The organism is Lishizhenia tianjinensis (genome assembly GCF_900116425.1).
Classification (GTDB): Bacteria; Bacteroidota; Bacteroidia; order Flavobacteriales_D; family Crocinitomicaceae; genus Lishizhenia; species Lishizhenia tianjinensis.
The window spans coordinates 487,630-505,984 of sequence record NZ_FPAS01000002.1 but is presented as its reverse complement, the minus strand read 5'-3'; the positions used below and the strand labels follow the sequence as shown (position 1 = coordinate 505,984).

Here is an 18,355-nt window from a genome sequence, read left to right as displayed (position 1 = left end):
GAAGATGATTTTTTAATAAGAATACTAACATTTAATACATAGAGTTATGCCAAGTGGTAAGAAAAGAAAAAGACATAAGATGTCTACTCACAAGAGAAAGAAAAGACTTAGAAAAAACCGTCACAAGAAGAAAAAATAATCTTCTGACATTTTAGAGTTATTAGCAAATTGACTTAGTGATTTCGTATCGCTAAGTCATTTGTATTTATTCACATTTTAAAACGGCTTCCGTGAATTACGAATTAGTAATCGACTCCAGACCAAATGGAGTTTGGATTGCTTTGTTAAAGGATGGAAAGCTGATTGAGTTGCATGAAGAACAAGGGCAAACTGAATTTTCTGTAGGTGATATCTACCTGGGGAAAGTTAGAAAGGTTGTTCCGAGTTTGAATGCCTGTTTTGTTGATGTTGGGTACGAAAAAGATGCGTTTTTGCACTATTTAGACCTGGGTCCACAATTTAGATCACTCGATAAGTTTACACGACAAACCTTGCAAAGCAAGCAGAACGTGGCCGACCTTCTTTATTTTAAGTCAGAAGAAGACATTCCTAAAGACGGGAAGATTACAGACATAGTTTCTTCTACTCAACCTATATTGGTACAAGTAGCAAAAGAGCCTATTTCAAGTAAAGGACCGCGTCTTAGCGCCGAGGTAACTTTGGCGGGAAGATTTTTGGTTTTAGTACCCTTTTCTGAAAAAGTGAGCATCTCACAAAAGATCAAAGATCACAAAGAACGCGATCGATTGAGAGACATAATGCGCGATATTAAACCGAAAAATTTCGGGGTTATTATCAGAACTGTAGCAGAAAATAAAAAGGTCGAGCAACTAGATAATGACTTAAAAAATCTCTTAGAGAAGTGGAAAATAATGCACCAGAATTTGCAACAATCCACACCACCCAAACGCGTTTTAGGTGAAATTGGAAAAGCATCTGGTTTATTAAGAGACCTTCTCAACAGTAGTTTTACAAACATACATGTAAACGACGAACAGCTTCTTGAAGAAATGAGCGATTACATAGAAAGTATAGCTCCTGGAAGAGAGAAAATTTTAAAGCATTACAACGGAAAATTAGAAATTTTCGAAAAGTTTGGCATTAACCGCCAAATTAAAGCTTTGTTTGGTAAGAAGGTTCCATTACCTAGTGGTGGATACTTAATTATTGAACACACAGAAGCTATGCACGTTGTTGACGTGAATAGTGGTAACAGAAAGGGCGCAGACAATCAGGAAAGCAATGCTTTAGCTACCAACATTGAGGCGGCTGAAGAATTAGCAAGAGTATTGCAATTGCGTGACATGGGTGGTATCGTAGCTGTTGATTTTATAGACATGCACGAGAAGGAAAACAACAGAGCGTTGTACGAGAAAATGAAGGAATTCATGAAACCGGACCGCGCAAAACACAACATCCTTCCTCCATCGCGTTTTGGGGTTATTGAGATAACAAGACAACGCACAAGACCGGAAACTGACATCAATACCAATGAAACTTGTCCGGCATGTAACGGTACAGGAGAGGTTACAGCAAGTATACTCTTCACCGAAGAAATTGAAACGAATTTGGATTTCTTAATCCAAGACAAAAAAGAAACTGATATTACGTTATTAGTTCACCCTTATATAGAAGCTTACTTCAAGCGTGGACTAATCAGTAAGCAATTGAAATGGTTCTTCAAATATAAAAAGTGGATTCCTGTAAGAGGAATTACAGCCAACCATTTTATGCAGTACTCTTTTGTCAACAAAAAAAATGAGGAAATTGCACTCTGACATGAAGTCGGAGTGCAAATACTCGCTTTTAGAGGCTAAGCAAAAAATCGAAGCCTACTGCGCCTATCAAGACCGCTGCCATTCTGAGGTTGAAAACAAATTATTTTCTTGGGGATTAGATGAGGAAGACAGAAATGTGCTCATCGCTGACTTAATAAGCAATCGTTTTTTAGACGAAGAACGTTTTGCCGAAAGTTTTGTTTCAGGTAAATTCAACATCAAAAAATGGGGGCGCAACAAAATCAAGCAACACCTTAAACAAAAACGCGTTTCTGAATATACCATAAAAAAAGGAATGGCCATCATAGAACCCGAAGTTTACTTTTCTACACTTGTTCAATTAGCTGAACGCAAAAAAGCCAGCCTCAAAAGCTCTGAAAATCAATGGCAACAACGCGCAAAAGTGATGCGTTACCTGCACAGTAAGGGCTACGAGCAAAACTTAATTTACGAAGTAATCAACGACCTTTTCTCAGGAGAAGAAAATTAATTCCTTGCCTCCACCTCTCCTCCCTATTTACCGCACCTTCGTTAATAAATCACAAAGCAAATACACAGGTTTTCTTTCTTCAATAATTCCATTATATTAGCAACACTAAAAAAATAATGCAGTGTCAGACAGCGTAGTAATCATCCCCACATATAACGAAATCGAGAACATAGAGAAAATGGTACGTAAAGTTTTCTCTTTAGAAAAAGAATTTCACCTGTTAATTATCGACGATAATTCACCCGATGGGACGGCAAAACGCGTTAAAGAACTGCAAAAAGAATTCCCCACTCAACTCCACCTTGAACAAAGGGAAGGAAAACTGGGATTGGGAACAGCTTACATCCATGGCTTTAAATGGTCTTTACAAAGAAACTACGACTACATTTTTGAAATGGACTGTGACTTCTCTCACAACCCAGATGATTTGATTCGCCTTTACACGGCATGTAAGGAGAAGAACGCTGGATTAGCCATAGGATCTCGTTACTGCAAAGGAGGAAAAGTAAGCAACTGGCCTTGGGACAGAGTTTTAATGTCTTATTTCGCTTCTATTTATGTAAGGATGATTTTGTGGATAGGAATAAAAGACACCACTGCAGGATTTAAATGTTACGCCAAAGAAGCTTTGCAAGCCGTAAACTTCGATGCTATTACCTTTAGAGGATACGCTTTTCAAATCTGTATGAAGTATGCGGTGAAAAGACACAAATTTAAAATCGTAGAAGTTCCTATCACTTTTGTGGATAGACTTTACGGAGAATCTAAAATGAGTTCTGGTATTTTCAAAGAAGCACTTTTTGGTGTTTGGAAAATGCGTGGATTAAAATTATAAGTTCATTTCTGGGATATCCTTGGTTTGAGACTTACCTTTGCCGAGGTAAACAAGGTTGAACACCTTTCTATACCACTATACATACAAAAGAAGTACATATGAAAACAGTTATCAAAGGAGGTTTAGTAATAAACGAAGGAAAAAAGGAACATTTAGACATACTTATAGAGGACGGTAGAATTACCAAAATCGCGGCAAACATTTCTGAAGCCAATGCAGAAGAAATTAATGCTGATGGAAAATATGTACTTCCAGGATGTATAGATGATCAAGTTCACTTTAGAGAGCCAGGTTTAACGCACAAAGCCAACATAGGTACAGAGAGTAGAGCTGCTGTTGCAGGTGGTATTACTACCTTCATGGAAATGCCAAATACGGTTCCTAATGCTTTAACGCAGCAATTGTTGCAAGACAAATACGACATTGCAGCTAATACAAGTATTGCTAACTACAGCTTCTTTATGGGAGCTTCTAACGACAACATAGAACATGTTTTACAAACAGATCCTCACAACGTATGTGGTGTAAAAGTTTTCATGGGGTCGAGTACAGGTAATATGTTGGTAGATGAAACAGCAACCTTGGAAAAAATCTTCTCTGAAGTTCCTATGTTAATTGCTACGCACTGTGAAGACGAAGCAACTATACGTAGAAACACAGAAATTTACCGTGAAAAATACGGTGAAGACATGCCAATTAAATACCACCCAGAAATTAGAAGTGAAGAAGCTTGTTACTTATCTTCTAGTAAAGCGGTAGAATTGGCTAAAAAATTCGATACACGTTTACACATTTTACATATTTCTACAGGAAAAGAAACTGAATTATTCAGAAATGATATTCCTTTAAAAGAGAAAAGAATTACAGCTGAAGCTTGTGTACACCACTTGTGGTTTACAGATGAATTCTACGACGAAAAAGGTACTTTCATTAAGTGGAACCCAGCGGTAAAAACTGCGGTTGATAGAGACCAGATTTGGAAAGCTTTGTTAGACAACAGAATTGACATTGTTGCTACAGATCACGCTCCTCATACTTTGGAAGAAAAAGCAAACACTTACTTTAACGCACCTTCTGGTGGTCCGTTAGTACAGCACGCTTTATTGGCCATGTTGGAGAAATCTAAAGAAGGAATTATTCCTTTAGAAAGAGTGGTTGAGAAAATGGCTCACGCGCCTGCAGATTGTTTCCAAGTAAAAGAAAGAGGATACTTAAGAGAAGGTTACTTTGCCGATATCGTAATCGTAGATCCTAAGCAAGACCAAACCGTTACTAGAGAAAGCTTATTGTACAAGTGTGGATGGTCTCCTTTCGAAGGAACTAAATTCTCTCACGTAATTGATAGAACTATTGTAAACGGAAAAACAGTTTACCACAACAACGCTATTGTTGAAGTTGGTAATGGTCAACGTATTACTTTCGATAGATAGACATGAAAAAATTAGGGCTATTTCTTATAGGGTTTTCTTTCATTTTTACGGCTTGCCAAAACAATTTGGAAGAAAACCCTAGGCCTTATGATTTAATACCGCAAGACACTTTTCAGTATGTTTTGCAAGACCTTCTCGTGTTAGAAGGTTATGTACAAAACAAGTACAGAAGTTTACCCAACTACTACAAAATTTTAAAGCGCGAAGGTCAGGACATATTTGCCAAGTACAACCTAGACAGCGCACGTTTCAACACCTCTTTTACCTACTACAGTAGAGAGCAAGAGGTATTGAATGATATCTACACCAAAATTTCTGATTCATTGAACATGCGCTCATTTTCAATTGAAAACAACACGACACAGAAAGAAGATACTTTGGTAACCACCAAATAAAATTCCCTTAGCGATTGTAAGGATACCCTGCAGGGAGGAAACTTTGAAAAGCCAATGCTTTTGGGGCGACCAAAGAAGCCACAGAAAGCACCCAGCTTTTTTAGTTGACTACCGAAGCGTAGGATGAAAAGCGCGACCCTCCCCAAATTGTTTGGGGATAAGGAAAGGGCCTAGAAATCATTAAAAAGTAAAAGATAAACCTAAGTCGAGACTAAAATTAAGGGTCTCCCCTTCACTTACCTTCCTACTCAAAGGTAGAAACTCAGTCTCCCCTTGCTCAACTCCAAAAAGATAAGCCCTAGCGTTCAGACCTGTGAACAAATTTATATGATCTCCAAGTTTATAATTTAAAGCACACTGAAGGTTAACACCTGTACTGTGAAGTAAAATGTCTTCCCCTAAAAAATAATTGTTCGTAGTAGGTGTTAACACCTCTTCTTCGGCATATCTATACAACAATCCCATTCCGTAATCTATACTAAAGTGTTCATTTAATACTTTGGTTTTACCCAAATTCATCGCAGTGGTAAGGTGAAGCCTGTTGATAATTGGTCGTTCTGACTTTAACCTTTCAATATAACTCCATTCGTTTAAATATTGTACAGAACCAGACCACCAGTACCCTTTGGAACTATAATTTTTATAGGACACACCTATGGAATTGTTCAGTAAACCATTGAACACGCCATTACCTGGATAAAGTGATTTTGTATTAAACGGAAGGGTTCCATCAGCATAGTTCTGTATGATTCCTGTAAATAGACTTACACTGTGTTTGTTTGTATTCTGACTAAAAACTGCAGTGCAAACAAAGAGTGTTAAAAGCATTAATGATTTTTTCATGATGGTTTATTTTAGACTTCCAAATTAAAGAATATAGCCAGTATATATCTAAGAAAAACATTCAAAAAAAAGTTCATTCTATACATATCTGAACTCGCTTTTCACCCTCCTACCTCCCATTCTTAGTCACCCATTAAACATTCCCCACTTTATCCTTTACATCTTAAAGTATTAGCCTTATTTTTGCGGGACGTAAAGAATAGCTATGGCAATTACAAGAGACAAGGTATTAGAGGCCTTGGGCAATGTTTTAGAACCTGATTTAAAGAAGGATATCGTTTCTCAGAACTTAGTAGAAGACTTAGTAATAGAGGGAAACACAATTTCACTTACCGTTAATGTTACCAACCCTGCTCTACACGCTAGAAAGCGTATGGAAGAAGCAGTTGAGTTTGCATTGGAAAGAGTATTAGGAAAAAATATAGAGGTAGAATGTACTGTAAAAGGTATGAGTACTGCTGAAACTGCAACGCGCAGAAGAATCTTACCTGAAGTGAAAAACATTGTAGCCGTTGCCTCTGGTAAAGGTGGAGTAGGAAAATCTACAGTTACAGCTAACCTTGCAGGTGGATTAACCAAGGCAGGTTACAAAGTTGGTATTGTGGATGCTGACATCTACGGTCCATCTATGCCAACCATGTTTGACGTAGTTGGAGAAAGACCTACCATGATAGAAGTGGAGGGTGAAAAGAAGATGGTTCCTGTAATGAGCTACGGTATACAAATTATGTCTATCGGTTTCTTTACTGAGCAAGACAATGCGGTAGTTTGGAGAGGTCCTATGGCTTCTAAAGCATTAACGCAATTGTTTACAGATACTTACTGGGGAGAATTGGATTACTTGTTAATCGACTTACCTCCAGGAACAGGAGACATTCACTTATCATTGGTACAAACTGTTCCATTGGATGGAGCTGTAATTGTTTCAACTCCACAAGAAGTGGCTTTGGCAGATGCGCGTAAGGGAGTGAACATGTTTAAACTAGACGGAATCAAAGTTCCTGTTGTTGGTTTAATTGAAAACATGGCATGGTTTACACCTGCAGAATTACCTGAGAACAAATACTACATTTTCGGTAGAGATGGAGCGAAGAATTTGGCAGAAGGAATGAACGAAACTTTCTTGGGTCACATTCCATTAGTACAGAGTGTAAGAGAATCTGGAGACGTGGGTAGACCGGCAGTATTCCAAGAAAACACACCGACTGCAAATGCCTTTGACGAATTAGTTCGTAAATTTGTGGTAGAAGTTGAAACTAAAAAAGCAGCTAAGGTTGCTGAAAAAGCATAATTATGGCCTTGAATAAAGAAGAAATTACCAAAAAAATTAATGCTGCATTAGAAGATCTAAGACCTTTCTTAGAAGCTGATGGTGGAGACATGGAATTGGTAAACATTACTGATGAAGGTGTAGCTCAAGTTAAATTGTTGGGTGCATGTTCTGAATGCTCTATGAGTCCTATGACTTTGAAAGCAGGTTTAGAAGAAGCCGTAAAGAAAGTAGCTCCAGAAATCATTCGCGTAGAAGCGGTGGATATGGCTACGGCATAGTTAGACATTTAGATTTTTAGACGCTTAGTCTCTCGATTCCGATCGAGAACCTCCTATAATAAAGGGGATATAAACTGTTAAAAGCATTGATATTGAAAAGGGATGAACATTTATTGTTTGTCCCTTTTTTTATTTAGATGGCTAGATAACTAGATTTCTAGATAGCTAGAATGGGTTTATAGACGGTGAGACGGTAAGACTTTTGGATATTTAGATTCTTTGACAACAATGTCTGAGAACTTTGATTATGGCCTGTATTGTGGTATTTATAGTCGACGTCAGAACGAGAAGTCTCGAAGGCCGACTCCAGGGATTCAACAATTCAACAATTCAAAGATTCAACAATTCAAAGATTTGAGGGATTTGATGATTTAACATAAGGAGACTTTATTCAACCATACTCCAGTTCTCCATCCAAACAAAAACCTTACTCCGTGTCCTTTGTGCTTATAATTAAGTCTAAACACCTTGCTCATTACTCTTGCTCAAAACTGTTTTGAGGTTCGAGGAAGGAGAAATCTCGAAAACCGACATCCAGGGATTCAATGATTCAATGATTCAAAAATTCAACAATTCAATGATTTAACATGAGGAGACTTTATTAAACCATACTCCCGTTCTCCATCCAAACAAAATCCTTACTCCGTGTCCTTTGTGCAAACCTCCGCTTACTTTGTGGTTATAATCAAGTCTAAACATCTTGCTCATTACTCTTGCTCAAAACTGTTTTCAGGTTCGAGGAAGGAGAGGTCTCGAAAACCGACAAAGTGATAACGTATACTTTGAACATAAAAAAGGTCGAGTTACCCCGACCTTTTCTTCAACAAATAATTCTACTATTTCTTTATAAACTTTTGGGTAGATAACCCGTCAGCGGTTTGAATTTGTACCATGTACACTCCAGCTTCTAAAGTGCTTACATCAATTTTCTGGTTAATAGTTAAATCACTTAACACAACCTTCCCCTGAAGATCAACGATAGCAATAGATTCCGTTTCAACCTCCTCTTTCAAAGAAATTTGTAAGAAATCTTGCGATGGGTTTGGAGCAATTTTAAAGGCCAAACCTTTTTCATTTACATCAGTAACAGAAGCGTCTGATCTTGAAAAAGTATAAACCGTACCATCGTCTATTGTACCGTTTAAATACTCAATAACATCTCCTGTACTCATAACTTCCATAGTAGGTGATGCAGGATCTCCCGAAAGGTAAAAACCATCTTCCGAAATAACTTCTGAATCAAATTCCATAAGAGGAACAAAAGCTATGGCTGTTCCTGTTTCGCCTTCATAACTATTCATAGGTTGAGAAACCGAAGTCGGTCCAAAATGAATGGCAAAAGTTCCATCTGCCTCATGAAGCCATAACTGAAAATTTGTGTAATCTGCATAGGGACCGCTGTAAAACCCAACATTTTTCCATTGGATTTTGGTTATTCTGTTTCCAACAGCACCCTCTACCTTATAAGAAATTTCAGATTCAGAACTTCCTGTAAAATCTCCTCTATCTATAATATCCGTTCCATAAGGAAGAAATACTGCAACGTCTCCCATGGGGTTCACGCCATCATCAGCCTTATCGAGCAACATTCCTCCCAAACCAAAATCAGATAGATATAGGGTATCTAGCGTTCTCGAAAAAAAATCAAAATCAAAACCTATGGGAATGGTATCAAAGGGGTCGTCCCAAACCTGTCCATGCGTTAAACTTATTTCACCGGTTAAATCTGTATAATTCTGTGAACTTACACTCAAATTGTAATCCTGAGCAGTGGCAGTTAATGAGAAGCTCACAGCTCCGAATAGCAGTAAATTTTTAATCATAATAAATGGTTATTTAGTTAAGCCTCAACACTATGCTGGTGGCTACATCAAATGTAAGTCAGAAATCCTTAACTTCTACAAAAGATATTCTATCAATTGTTAAATATTGCTTGAATCAAGGCAAGCAAAGAAACTCCTCCCTTCGTTAACTTACTATTAACCTAACTCTCACCTTAATTTTCTACTTAACTCCAATCAAGAATTACGTAGATACAGCACTCAAAAATCTATTTTCTTAGAATTGACTTAACATACTTTATAGACATTTAATAAAGCTATAAACCTGGCTTGAAATTATTTCAGGATCATATAAAGACCTTTGCCCAAACATTATTCTTAAAAAACCAAATAATGAAAAAGACTTTACTCTTAGCGGCCTTAGGTTTGAATGCATACGCAGCAAGCGCGCAGTTCAACTTTGACCCAGAAATTGACCCAAGTTTCACAAATACAACCGTGGTAATGCCCGCATCTCCTTTAAGCTCTCAGGTGATCTTTATTGGAGGTTATGATTCTGTAGCAACAACAGCTACGTACGGAAATGCGGCAGGCATGGCTTTGTCTAAATCTTGGAATGACTTTATAGGATTTACTCCTGATCCAACTGGAAACTACTTAGGATGGTTATCTGTTAACCACGAAAGAATTGAAAGTGATGACAAATTAGGTGACGGTGGAGGAATGACTGTTTTTGCCATTAGAAGAGATGCAAATACAGACAGTATTCAGGTAGTTAACCAAACTTTGTCTGACGGAAGAAGTGGTAAATTCTTCAATGTTGACTTCGTAAACTACACAGGAGAAACAGGTATGAACTGTGGTGGTATTTCATCTATCGTTGACGGTAGAATTTGGACAGCTGAAGAATGGTGGCAAAGTTCAAATGAAGGTATTGCAAACAGAGACACCTCTGATTTCACGATTGGAACTGGTACTGCCAACGGTCAAATTTCAGACGCAGGATTTCCTGGATACAATGGTCAAACCATTAAAAAATACCAGAACTTAAACTACATGACGGAGATAGATCCGCGTGAGGCTAGAGCTATTCGTAAGCAATACAACTGGGGTAGACAACCTTTTGAAGGTGGTACAGTAATGCCAGACAATAAAACAGTTTACTTGGCTCAAGATGCTACACCGGCTTTCTTTACAAAGTTCGTTGCTGATGTTGCGGGTGACTTCACATCAGGTAACACTTATGTTTTTAAAGAAGATGCAGCTAACCCATGGATAGAGATAGACAACTCTAACCTTGACAACATGTTAAACTTAAGCGATTTAGCGATTGCTGCAGGTGCAACAATGTACAACCGTTTGGAGTGGGTAGCACAAGACCCTAACACAGGTTTGGTATACATCACAGAAACAGGTAGAGATAACCCAGCAGGAGCTTGGTCAGGAGCACACAATGCAGGTGGTACATTTGCTGCTCACCACGTAAACAGAGCTACAAATGGACAAGGTACTACACCAGATGCGCCAGATTACTGGGATTACTACGGTAGAGTATTACAATTCGATCCAACAAACAACGAAATGTCAGTTTTCATTGAAGCTGGACCTTACTTTGCTAACTCTCCAGATCAATCAGCTTACCCAAGCGTACACTTATCTAACCCTGATGGATTAAACTTCTTACATGTAAATGGTAAATCTTACATGTTAATTTGTGAGGACTTAAACGGTACATCTCACGGTAGAGTACCAAATGGAATTTCTAACAGAACATGTGAATTATACTTATTCGATATGGAAGATACTACACCAGATGTAAGTGATTTGATCCGTATCTCTGTTGTTCCAGAAGGAGCTGAAATTACAGGAGCTGTTGCGTCTAAAGATGGTAAAACGATCTTTGTTAACTCTCAGCACCCAGCAACTACGAACCCTTTCCCTTACAACCACTCGTTAACTTACGCTATCACAGGATGGGATCAGTTAACTGCTAGCTTAGAGGAAATGGAAGAGAACAAAGCGAAGTTTGATGTTTACCCAAATCCAGTTTCTCAAACTTTAAACTTTAAGGTAGCGGGTGACTTTGCATTGTACAACGCTCAAGGTCAGAGAATGCGTGTATACAGAAACGTACAACAAATTGATGTTAGCGAATTACCTGCAGGTATTTACTACGTACAAAACGACGCAGGAACTACGCAAAAAATTATAGTAACGAAGTAAGCAAACACTTCAACATCTCTCATGGCAAAGGAGCATTTAGGTCTCCTTTGCCATTTTTCAATTTAATACAACATGAACAAAACGCTTTTTTTTCTCTTAACCGCTGTCATCCTCAGCTTGGCCTTTTACGATAAAAAACAGAGTGTCCATCCTGTACAAGTAAACTTCGTGCATACGATGAGTCAACTCAATACAGAAATGAATTCTTTGCAAACACAGTTAAAAGACCTTACGAAAGAAGAGTTAATTCAACAGTATTTCGTAGTTCGAAAACTGTTTAAAGAAGCAGAATACCTCATAGCCTACGTTGATGCAGAACTCTACGAAACACGCATCAATGAATCTCCTTTATTGAAACCATTAAAAGGCGTTGCCCAAAAAGAAATACACGCTCCCGGTGGTTTTCAAGTGCTGGATGAAAGCCTTTTCTCAGACACCATCAACAAAGAAGAAATCAGTGAAATCATACTGAAATTAGGAAGAGAACTCTCCTTCTTTCAGAAAAGATTACAATCCATAAAGTTGAGCGAGGCGCAAATGCTCGTGGCTTTAAAACTGGAAATGATTCGGTCATTCACCATGGGTATAACAGGTTTTGACACTCCTGGTAGTATGCATGCCATTACTGATTTAAAAAGTGTCAATACTTCATTAATTACCGCCTTTAATCAAATCAACATCCGTTACCAAAGTGAACATTTAAAAGAGCTTGTTGCCCACTTAGAAAACACGGAGTATAGTTCTTTTGATGAATTCAACAGATTTGCCTACTACAAAGAAGTTTTGCTTCCAGCCTTCGGGAAGATGGAAGCTTTTAGAATAGAAAATAACATAGAGAGTGAAGAAGAAATGCACATGAATCCGCTGGCCTATAACAGCAAATTCACCAACATCTTCTCACCTCAATTTTTAAATAAAAGCTACTTTTTACATGTAGCACCCTCCGCGTTAGAACAAGATAAAATTGACTTGGGAAAACAATTGTTCAACGATAAGTTACTTTCTCAAAACGGTGATCTTTCCTGTGCTTCTTGCCACAACAAAGACAAGGCCTTTACAGATCAAGTGGCCAAAAGTTTGAATTTCATGAAAGATACCTTGAAAAGAAATAGTCCTTCATTGAACTACTCTATATACGCCACACAGTATTTCCACGACATGCGCGCGCAGGAATTAAAAAATCAGATGGAACATGTCTTTACGAGTCCACTTGAGTTTAATTCAACGCCCTTAGAGATTACAGAAAAATTAGTCAATCACCCCACTTACCCAAGCTTGTTTAAGCAGTGTTTCCCAGAAGAAGATCATCCGGTTTCTATAACTACCTTGTACACGGTGATCAAAAGCTATTTAGCATCCTTACCAACATTCGATTCTGAGTTTGACAGAGCCATCTCTGATCCTGAAGTCACAATAAGCCAAGATGTAATCAATGGTTTTAACTTATTCATGGGAAAAGCTCAATGTGCTACCTGTCACTTCCCGCCTACTTTTTCGGGTTTAGTTCCGCCCTATTTCAAAGATTCAGAATCAGAAGTATTGGGTGTATTAAAGGATGAGAATTTTGAAAACCCCGTTTTAGATGAAGATGCAGGAAGAGCCGCCAATGGGATATTAAAAGAAGGCTACGAGTTTTACGCCAATTCCTTTAAAACTCCAACAATTAGAAATGTTAGCATCAGTTTTCCTTACATGCACAACGGTTCAATTACCAGTTTAGAAAAGGTGGTTGACTTCTACAATGAAGGTGGAGGAGCAGGGTTAGGATTAGATATTCCTCACCAAACACTACCCACAGACAAATTGAATTTAACCCAGAAAGAGAAAGCAGATTTGGTAAAGTTCATGGAAGCTTTGACGGATTCTGTGTATGTGCAATAAGTCGCGAAAAACAATTTTATAAGGAATTAAATTTTGAATTCTCCTATTTGACTTCTCAATTTTAAAAATCCCTTTATTTTTGTAGCAAAACAGATAAAGATGCCAACAAATTTTATTAAAGATGAATTAGAATGGAGAGGTATGGTACAGGATATCATGCCCGGAACCCAAGAACAACTAGAGAAAGAAATGACTACTGGTTATGTGGGGTTTGATCCGACAGCTGATTCTTTACACGTTGGTAATTTGTTACCCATTACTTTATTAATGCACTTACAAAGAGCTGGGCACAGACCTATCGCTTTAGTAGGTGGAGCTACTGGTATGGTTGGAGATCCATCTGGGAAATCGGATGAGCGTAACTTATTGGACGAAGCAACTTTGGCAAAAAATATTGCAGGTCAAACTGCACAGCTGAAGAAGTTTTTGGATTTCGATACGAACGCAGAAAACGCGGCCCTTTTGGTGAACAACTACGATTGGATGAAGGAGTTTTCTTTCATTGAATTCATTAGAGATGTAGGTAAACACATTACCATCAATTACATGAGCTCGAAAGACTCTGTAAAGAAACGTGTAGAAACTGGTTTGTCGTTTACAGAATTCTCCTATCAGTTGATCCAAGGTCATGACTTTGTACACTTAAACAAGACATACAACTGTATGTTGCAAATGGGTGGTTCTGATCAGTGGGGAAATATCACTACTGGAACAGAATTAATGCGTAGAATGTTAGGTAAATCTGCTTTTGCCTTTACTTGTCCGTTACTTACAAAAGCAGACGGAGGAAAGTTTGGTAAAACAGAAAGTGGTACAATTTGGTTAGATCCAGAAAAAACGACGCCTTACCAATTCTACCAATTCTGGTTAAATGCTACAGACGAAGACGCCAAGAAATTGATTCGTTTCTACACCTTCAAAACAAGAGAAGAAATAGAAGCATTGGAAGCAGCGCACAACGAAGCTCCACACAAGCGTATTTTACAAAATGCCATTGCAGACGAGTTAACAACACGCGTACACAGTGCAGAAGATTTGGTTGTAGCCAAAGCAGCGACTAAAATTTTATTCGGAAAATCATCTGAAGAAGATTTGAGAAGCTTGGATGAAAAAGCATTTTTGGCCGTATTTGATGGAATTCCATCGGCTACAGTTTCTCGTGATATCGTAAAAGAAGGTTTGAGTATCGTGAACGCATTAGGGAGCGAAACCAACTTCTTGAAATCAAACGGAGAAGCACGTAGAGAATTGAAAGGAAACGCCATTGCTGTAAACAAAGCGAAAGTGCAAGAAGACTTCGTAATTACAGAAGAGCAATTGATCAACGACAAGTACGTATTGCTTGGAAAAGGAAAGAAGAATAACTACTTGTTAATAGTGGAATAGACTTTTAGACGGTTAGATATTTAGTCTCTCGACACTTCGGCTACGCTCAGTGCGGCGCTCGAGCTCGAGAACCTAAAAGTTAGAAATATTGAAAGGGATGAACTTTAGGGTTTGTCCCTTTTTTGGTTCGATAAATAGATGCCTAGATTTCTGAAGGGGTAGACGTTGTTAGCGATACTTTAAATCTTCATCTATTTGCTTTCCATAGTCAATAGATTTAGCAGGCAAGTATTGAATTGAACTATCGGAAATTGGGAATTCTTCAAGGTTTAAGTTGATTTGGAATTCATTTTTAAAGTATTTCTTTTCCTTCCCTTTTAATTTCTTTTGATTTTTTAAACCATATAAAAACTTCCAACGCGTTCCACTTTTCTCGTATTTCAACGAGAACATATCATCTCCTTGTGTAATCTCCACATGTATAGAATAAAGTTGTAAGGAAAATGAATCCAAATGGATGTTAAACCTTTCGTTTGTGGACCTATCCTTACCTCTAACGGAATAAATGAAAGTGCTGTCATTTTGATAAATCATTGACGATGAGAAAACAACTAATCTTTCCCTACTTTTTCTATTTACAAAACTTTTACCTCCATACATTTGTCTCCAAATAGAATCATTATATCGGATGTAAATATTAGAATCTATTTTCTCACCACAATAACACCTTTGAGCATGATTAAACACTAAAATGGTATCTCCGGTCTCATTGAAATAAACTTTACCACTATCTGAAACCGCACCCAAAGGTTGCAAACTTATCGGATCCCAATTTTCATAATATTGACCAAAACAGTGATTCTGAACTAGATAAAAAAGGACTAAATAGATAAGTGTTTTTGACATATCACCATAAATAAAGAATTAACTTTCGTTACTCTTTTTAGATTTTGTATTTATGGATTGAACATAGAATCAACAAAATATGATTAATAAACTTATTTCCTTTGCGGTCGCAACTGTTTTTTCCTTGTCAACATTGAGTTTTCTTTCACAGACCAAACCTAGCATGTACAACACAGCTCAACTAATAGAAATCAATGACACTATTATTATTCAAAATTATCGAAAAACACTTTCAACAGACCTTTTTACAAAGGATGTATATGACGAATTATTGAGTATTTCCAAAAGAATTCAAACGACAAATCTTGACAGTATTAAGTATAAACTTCTCGCGGGATTTATAACAGATTACGATTGCTTTGGAAATCCAATTTCAACATCATCGGTCTCCCCTCTGTACTTTATTTATAAAGATTTTTACAAGATTCCGGTAGACAGCAATGAAATAAAAAGAATGAGATCAGATTCCTTTCAAAAAACAAAAAATAATCAAGTCGAATTTTTAACCTATCACATAGGCTCTCCAAATGATAATGACCTATTTCATCGGCCTTCACCTAAAAACTTGGGGCTTGATAATTTAGATGAATATAACATCGACAAAAATGGAACCTACATTATTAATTACTTCCCAAAGTATAATGACTCAACCTCATCTTGGGAAGATCGTCCATTTGCCATATTCAATATACAAAACTCAATTCTAGAGGGGAATGCAATCTGGTTTACACCAAATGGGGACACTTTAGCTTATGGAAGCTACACAAAGAACAAGAAAGAAGATCTATGGATATTTTATGAAGCATATTATGAGAATAGTAAACCCATTAAAAGACTGAAATTTCAAACTACATTTAAAGAAGGAGTTCCTAAGGGTCAATTTAAAGTCTATTTGGATGAAAATTTATTCCTTGAAACCGTCATTAATAAAGGGAGACCTTCTGAATATTACAGACAGTATAATGAAAATGGACAAATTAAATACGATTTTCTTTTAAAAGACACAGTCACAGGTTTTACTCCTTGCTACAATTGGATTGATTACGATGCCTTCAGAATAAATCAAAAAGGCATTATGAATTTCTACATTCCATTTTGGATAAAATTTGAAGATAGATATGGTGAAAAGGAACTACTATTTATAGAAGATGAATATTTCCCAATTCTACAATACATGGAGGGCAAGAACTCTTCATTCTATGACAATGGCAAAATTAAAACCAGCTTTACATTCGAAAATGGTGAAATTGTCTCGGGAAACAAATCATATTATTCCAACGGAAAAGTATTGAGAGAATGGGATATGACAACTAGAACTATCACTCAGTATAATGAAAATGGCGAAGAACATACTGTAAATAAATATGATAACGAGTGTGATTAATTCTATAAAAATCATTGTACAGTGAACAAGTTAAAAATAATAGAGTAGATTTTTAGTATTTTGGTTGGACCAAACAATCTACAATTTGAACGAAAAAAAGCTTATATCAATAATCACAGAACTCGAAACAGAATATGCTGAAAGCAATGCTCTCTTTGGGATATATGAAGATGGAGGCATACTACCGGACACACATATTAGGGCCAATAAGGAAGGACTGATCCACTATGCAATACACCTACTAAAAGCTGCTGAAAATTATGGTTTAAGATTAGAAAAGGAAGATCTTGAACGCTGCTACCTAATAAATGATAAAATCGATTGGATAGACGATCACAGTGACGTTTTTATACAATCCATTGAACCTATTCAATTTATAGAATATGAAACCCAAAGTAGATCACGTATTGATAAAATTAAAGATACGACTGTTGCTTTTGGTTGCTTGTTGACCATATTCTTGATTGCGATTTCTGTATTCGTAGGTTTGGGAACTTTACTTAATTGGATGATTTAATACAACTTTGAAAACTGCCCTAATTCAAAAGAATTTTAGTTCTATTTTACTTCGGCATATAAAAACTCTTCAATAATGAAACTACCACAAAAAATAAATGAAATTACTATAGACTCGAATATCGGAACTGGAGTTTATCCTCCTAATGGGTTTTTAATGTTTGAGGAAGCAAACTTAGGGAATGGAGATTGTTTCGGATTGTATTGGGAATTTGGAAAAGAAGATCAGGAGCCCATCATTTGCGAAATGGAACATGACGAGGCTATTATTGTACCTCGATTTTCTAATCTTGATAAATTTTTCGAATGGTATAAATTAAATGATTATGACTGGGGAAATGAGGAAGTAAAGGATGAGAACTTTACAGTAAGTTTGTTAGAGAAAGGAAAAATAGCCTTACAACAAAACAACCCTCAAAAAGCACTCGAATATTTTAAAAGAAGTACTGAAAATTTCGGAGAACTCAGTGAAAACTGGTACAGACTCGCAACTGAATATAAAAGAATAAGCAATGAATTAGAATTTCAAAAATGCATAATCAATTCCATTCTTTCTAATTGGGCAATACAATATCCTTCCCAAAATGCTATTAGTAAGTTAAAGTCATTACAACCCCTTGAAGAATTAGAAAATCATCCGTTGATTAAATATCGTGATCAGTTAACATTCGATTTTGGAGGTAAAAAAGAAAATGATGATTACAAAATCATCAAAAAGATAATCGTAGAATTAGAAGAAATTGGAGAGCAACACAGGGCTTTAATAATGGATCAGAACTATGCTTCTATGATGTATTGGGAAACCTCTTCATTTCAAGAAAGACATAATTTCAACGTCAATGATTGGAGAAGAGACTTCATCCTGAAAACAAAAGGAAGAACCGTAAATTTAGATAACCTTAATAAAGTTGAAGAAAGAGTTAAACACGCAAAACCTTTACCTGCTCATAAATCTAGCTTTTGGGGAAAAATTAAGAAGTTATGGACGTAAAATGGTATTACTCATACCACAAAAC

At 36.9% G+C, this 18,355-nt stretch carries 16 protein-coding genes; 13 read left to right on the top strand and 3 right to left on the bottom strand.

Going from position 1 to position 18,355, the window contains the following annotated elements; translation table 11 throughout:
- Nucleotides 1-230 precede the first annotated feature (230 nt).
- The 5 genes from BM327_RS08840 to BM327_RS08820 all read left to right on the top strand — a co-directional run bounded on the left by BM327_RS08840 (nt 231) and on the right by BM327_RS08820 (nt 4,928).
- The gene (locus tag BM327_RS08840) at nt 231-1,778 is read left to right on the top strand and encodes an Rne/Rng family ribonuclease (protein WP_090248492.1); all 1,548 of its coding nucleotides are present in this window, start codon (nt 231-233) and stop codon (nt 1,776-1,778) included.
- Nucleotides 1,759-2,268 (top strand): regulatory protein RecX, encoded by a 510-nt coding sequence (locus BM327_RS08835; RefSeq protein WP_244526208.1) that lies wholly within the window; start codon nt 1,759-1,761, stop codon nt 2,266-2,268. Before BM327_RS08840 ends, BM327_RS08835 begins: the two co-directional genes overlap by 20 nt.
- Before the next feature lie 121 nt (nt 2,269-2,389).
- On the top strand, nt 2,390-3,103 hold the full coding sequence (locus BM327_RS08830) for a polyprenol monophosphomannose synthase (protein WP_090248487.1): 714 nt from the start codon (nt 2,390-2,392) through the stop codon (nt 3,101-3,103).
- A 98-nt stretch (nt 3,104-3,201) separates the two neighbouring features.
- Nucleotides 3,202-4,533, top strand: coding sequence for a dihydroorotase (locus BM327_RS08825; protein ID WP_090248485.1), 1,332 nt, complete (start codon nt 3,202-3,204; stop codon nt 4,531-4,533).
- Between the two features lie 2 nt (nt 4,534-4,535).
- Nucleotides 4,536-4,928 carry a DUF4296 domain-containing protein gene (locus BM327_RS08820; protein WP_090248482.1) on the top strand — a complete coding sequence of 131 codons (393 nt, stop codon included), beginning with the start codon at nt 4,536-4,538 and terminating at the stop codon, nt 4,926-4,928.
- 180 nt (nt 4,929-5,108) lie between these two features.
- Here the strand turns inward: BM327_RS08820 and BM327_RS08815 are convergent, their stop codons facing one another.
- Nucleotides 5,109-5,771: a hypothetical protein gene (locus BM327_RS08815; protein ID WP_090248480.1), complete on the bottom strand. Its 663-nt coding sequence runs from the start codon at nt 5,769-5,771 to the stop codon at nt 5,109-5,111.
- Nucleotides 5,772-5,976: 205 nt separating this feature from the next.
- Between BM327_RS08815 and BM327_RS08810 the strand changes: the two genes are divergently transcribed.
- Together BM327_RS08810 and BM327_RS08805 are read left to right on the top strand one after the other, a co-directional pair.
- The gene (locus BM327_RS08810) at nt 5,977-7,062 is read left to right on the top strand and encodes an Mrp/NBP35 family ATP-binding protein (RefSeq protein ID WP_244526207.1); all 1,086 of its coding nucleotides are present in this window, start codon (nt 5,977-5,979) and stop codon (nt 7,060-7,062) included.
- Between the two features lie 2 nt (nt 7,063-7,064).
- Nucleotides 7,065-7,322, top strand: a complete 258-nt coding sequence (locus tag BM327_RS08805; RefSeq protein WP_090248477.1) for a NifU family protein — start codon at nt 7,065-7,067, stop codon at nt 7,320-7,322.
- Nucleotides 7,323-8,158: 836 nt separating this feature from the next.
- Here the strand turns inward: BM327_RS08805 and BM327_RS08800 are convergent.
- Nucleotides 8,159-9,145, bottom strand: a complete 987-nt coding sequence (locus BM327_RS08800) for a T9SS type A sorting domain-containing protein (protein WP_090248474.1) — start codon at nt 9,143-9,145, stop codon at nt 8,159-8,161.
- 351 nt (nt 9,146-9,496) lie between these two features.
- Here BM327_RS08800 and BM327_RS08795 point away from each other — a divergent pair, with 351 nt between their 5' ends.
- From BM327_RS08795 to tyrS, 3 genes are all read left to right on the top strand, one after another.
- Nucleotides 9,497-11,326, top strand: a complete 1,830-nt coding sequence (locus tag BM327_RS08795) for an alkaline phosphatase PhoX (protein ID WP_090248472.1) — start codon at nt 9,497-9,499, stop codon at nt 11,324-11,326.
- A gap of 72 nt (nt 11,327-11,398) precedes the next feature.
- A complete protein-coding gene (locus tag BM327_RS08790; protein WP_090248469.1) occupies nt 11,399-13,207 on the top strand; it encodes a cytochrome-c peroxidase in 1,809 nt (602 codons plus the stop codon).
- 99 nt (nt 13,208-13,306) lie between these two features.
- Entirely contained in the window at nt 13,307-14,593 is a 1,287-nt protein-coding gene (gene tyrS, locus BM327_RS08785) for a tyrosine--tRNA ligase (RefSeq protein WP_090248466.1), read from the top strand.
- 168 nt (nt 14,594-14,761) lie between these two features.
- Here the strand turns inward: tyrS and BM327_RS08780 are convergent, their stop codons facing one another.
- A complete protein-coding gene (locus BM327_RS08780) occupies nt 14,762-15,439 on the bottom strand; it encodes a hypothetical protein (protein ID WP_090248464.1) in 678 nt (225 codons plus the stop codon).
- 163 nt (nt 15,440-15,602) lie between these two features.
- Between BM327_RS08780 and BM327_RS08775 the strand changes: the two genes are divergently transcribed.
- The 3 genes from BM327_RS08775 to BM327_RS08765 all read left to right on the top strand — a co-directional run bounded on the left by BM327_RS08775 (nt 15,603) and on the right by BM327_RS08765 (nt 18,330).
- On the top strand, nt 15,603-16,823 hold the full coding sequence (locus BM327_RS08775) for a toxin-antitoxin system YwqK family antitoxin (RefSeq protein ID WP_139230316.1): 1,221 nt from the start codon (nt 15,603-15,605) through the stop codon (nt 16,821-16,823).
- Between the two features lie 85 nt (nt 16,824-16,908).
- On the top strand, nt 16,909-17,340 hold the full coding sequence (locus BM327_RS08770) for a hypothetical protein (protein WP_090248457.1): 432 nt from the start codon (nt 16,909-16,911) through the stop codon (nt 17,338-17,340).
- Between the two features lie 75 nt (nt 17,341-17,415).
- On the top strand, nt 17,416-18,330 hold the full coding sequence (locus BM327_RS08765; protein WP_090248456.1) for a hypothetical protein: 915 nt from the start codon (nt 17,416-17,418) through the stop codon (nt 18,328-18,330).
- Nucleotides 18,331-18,355 lie beyond the last annotated feature (25 nt).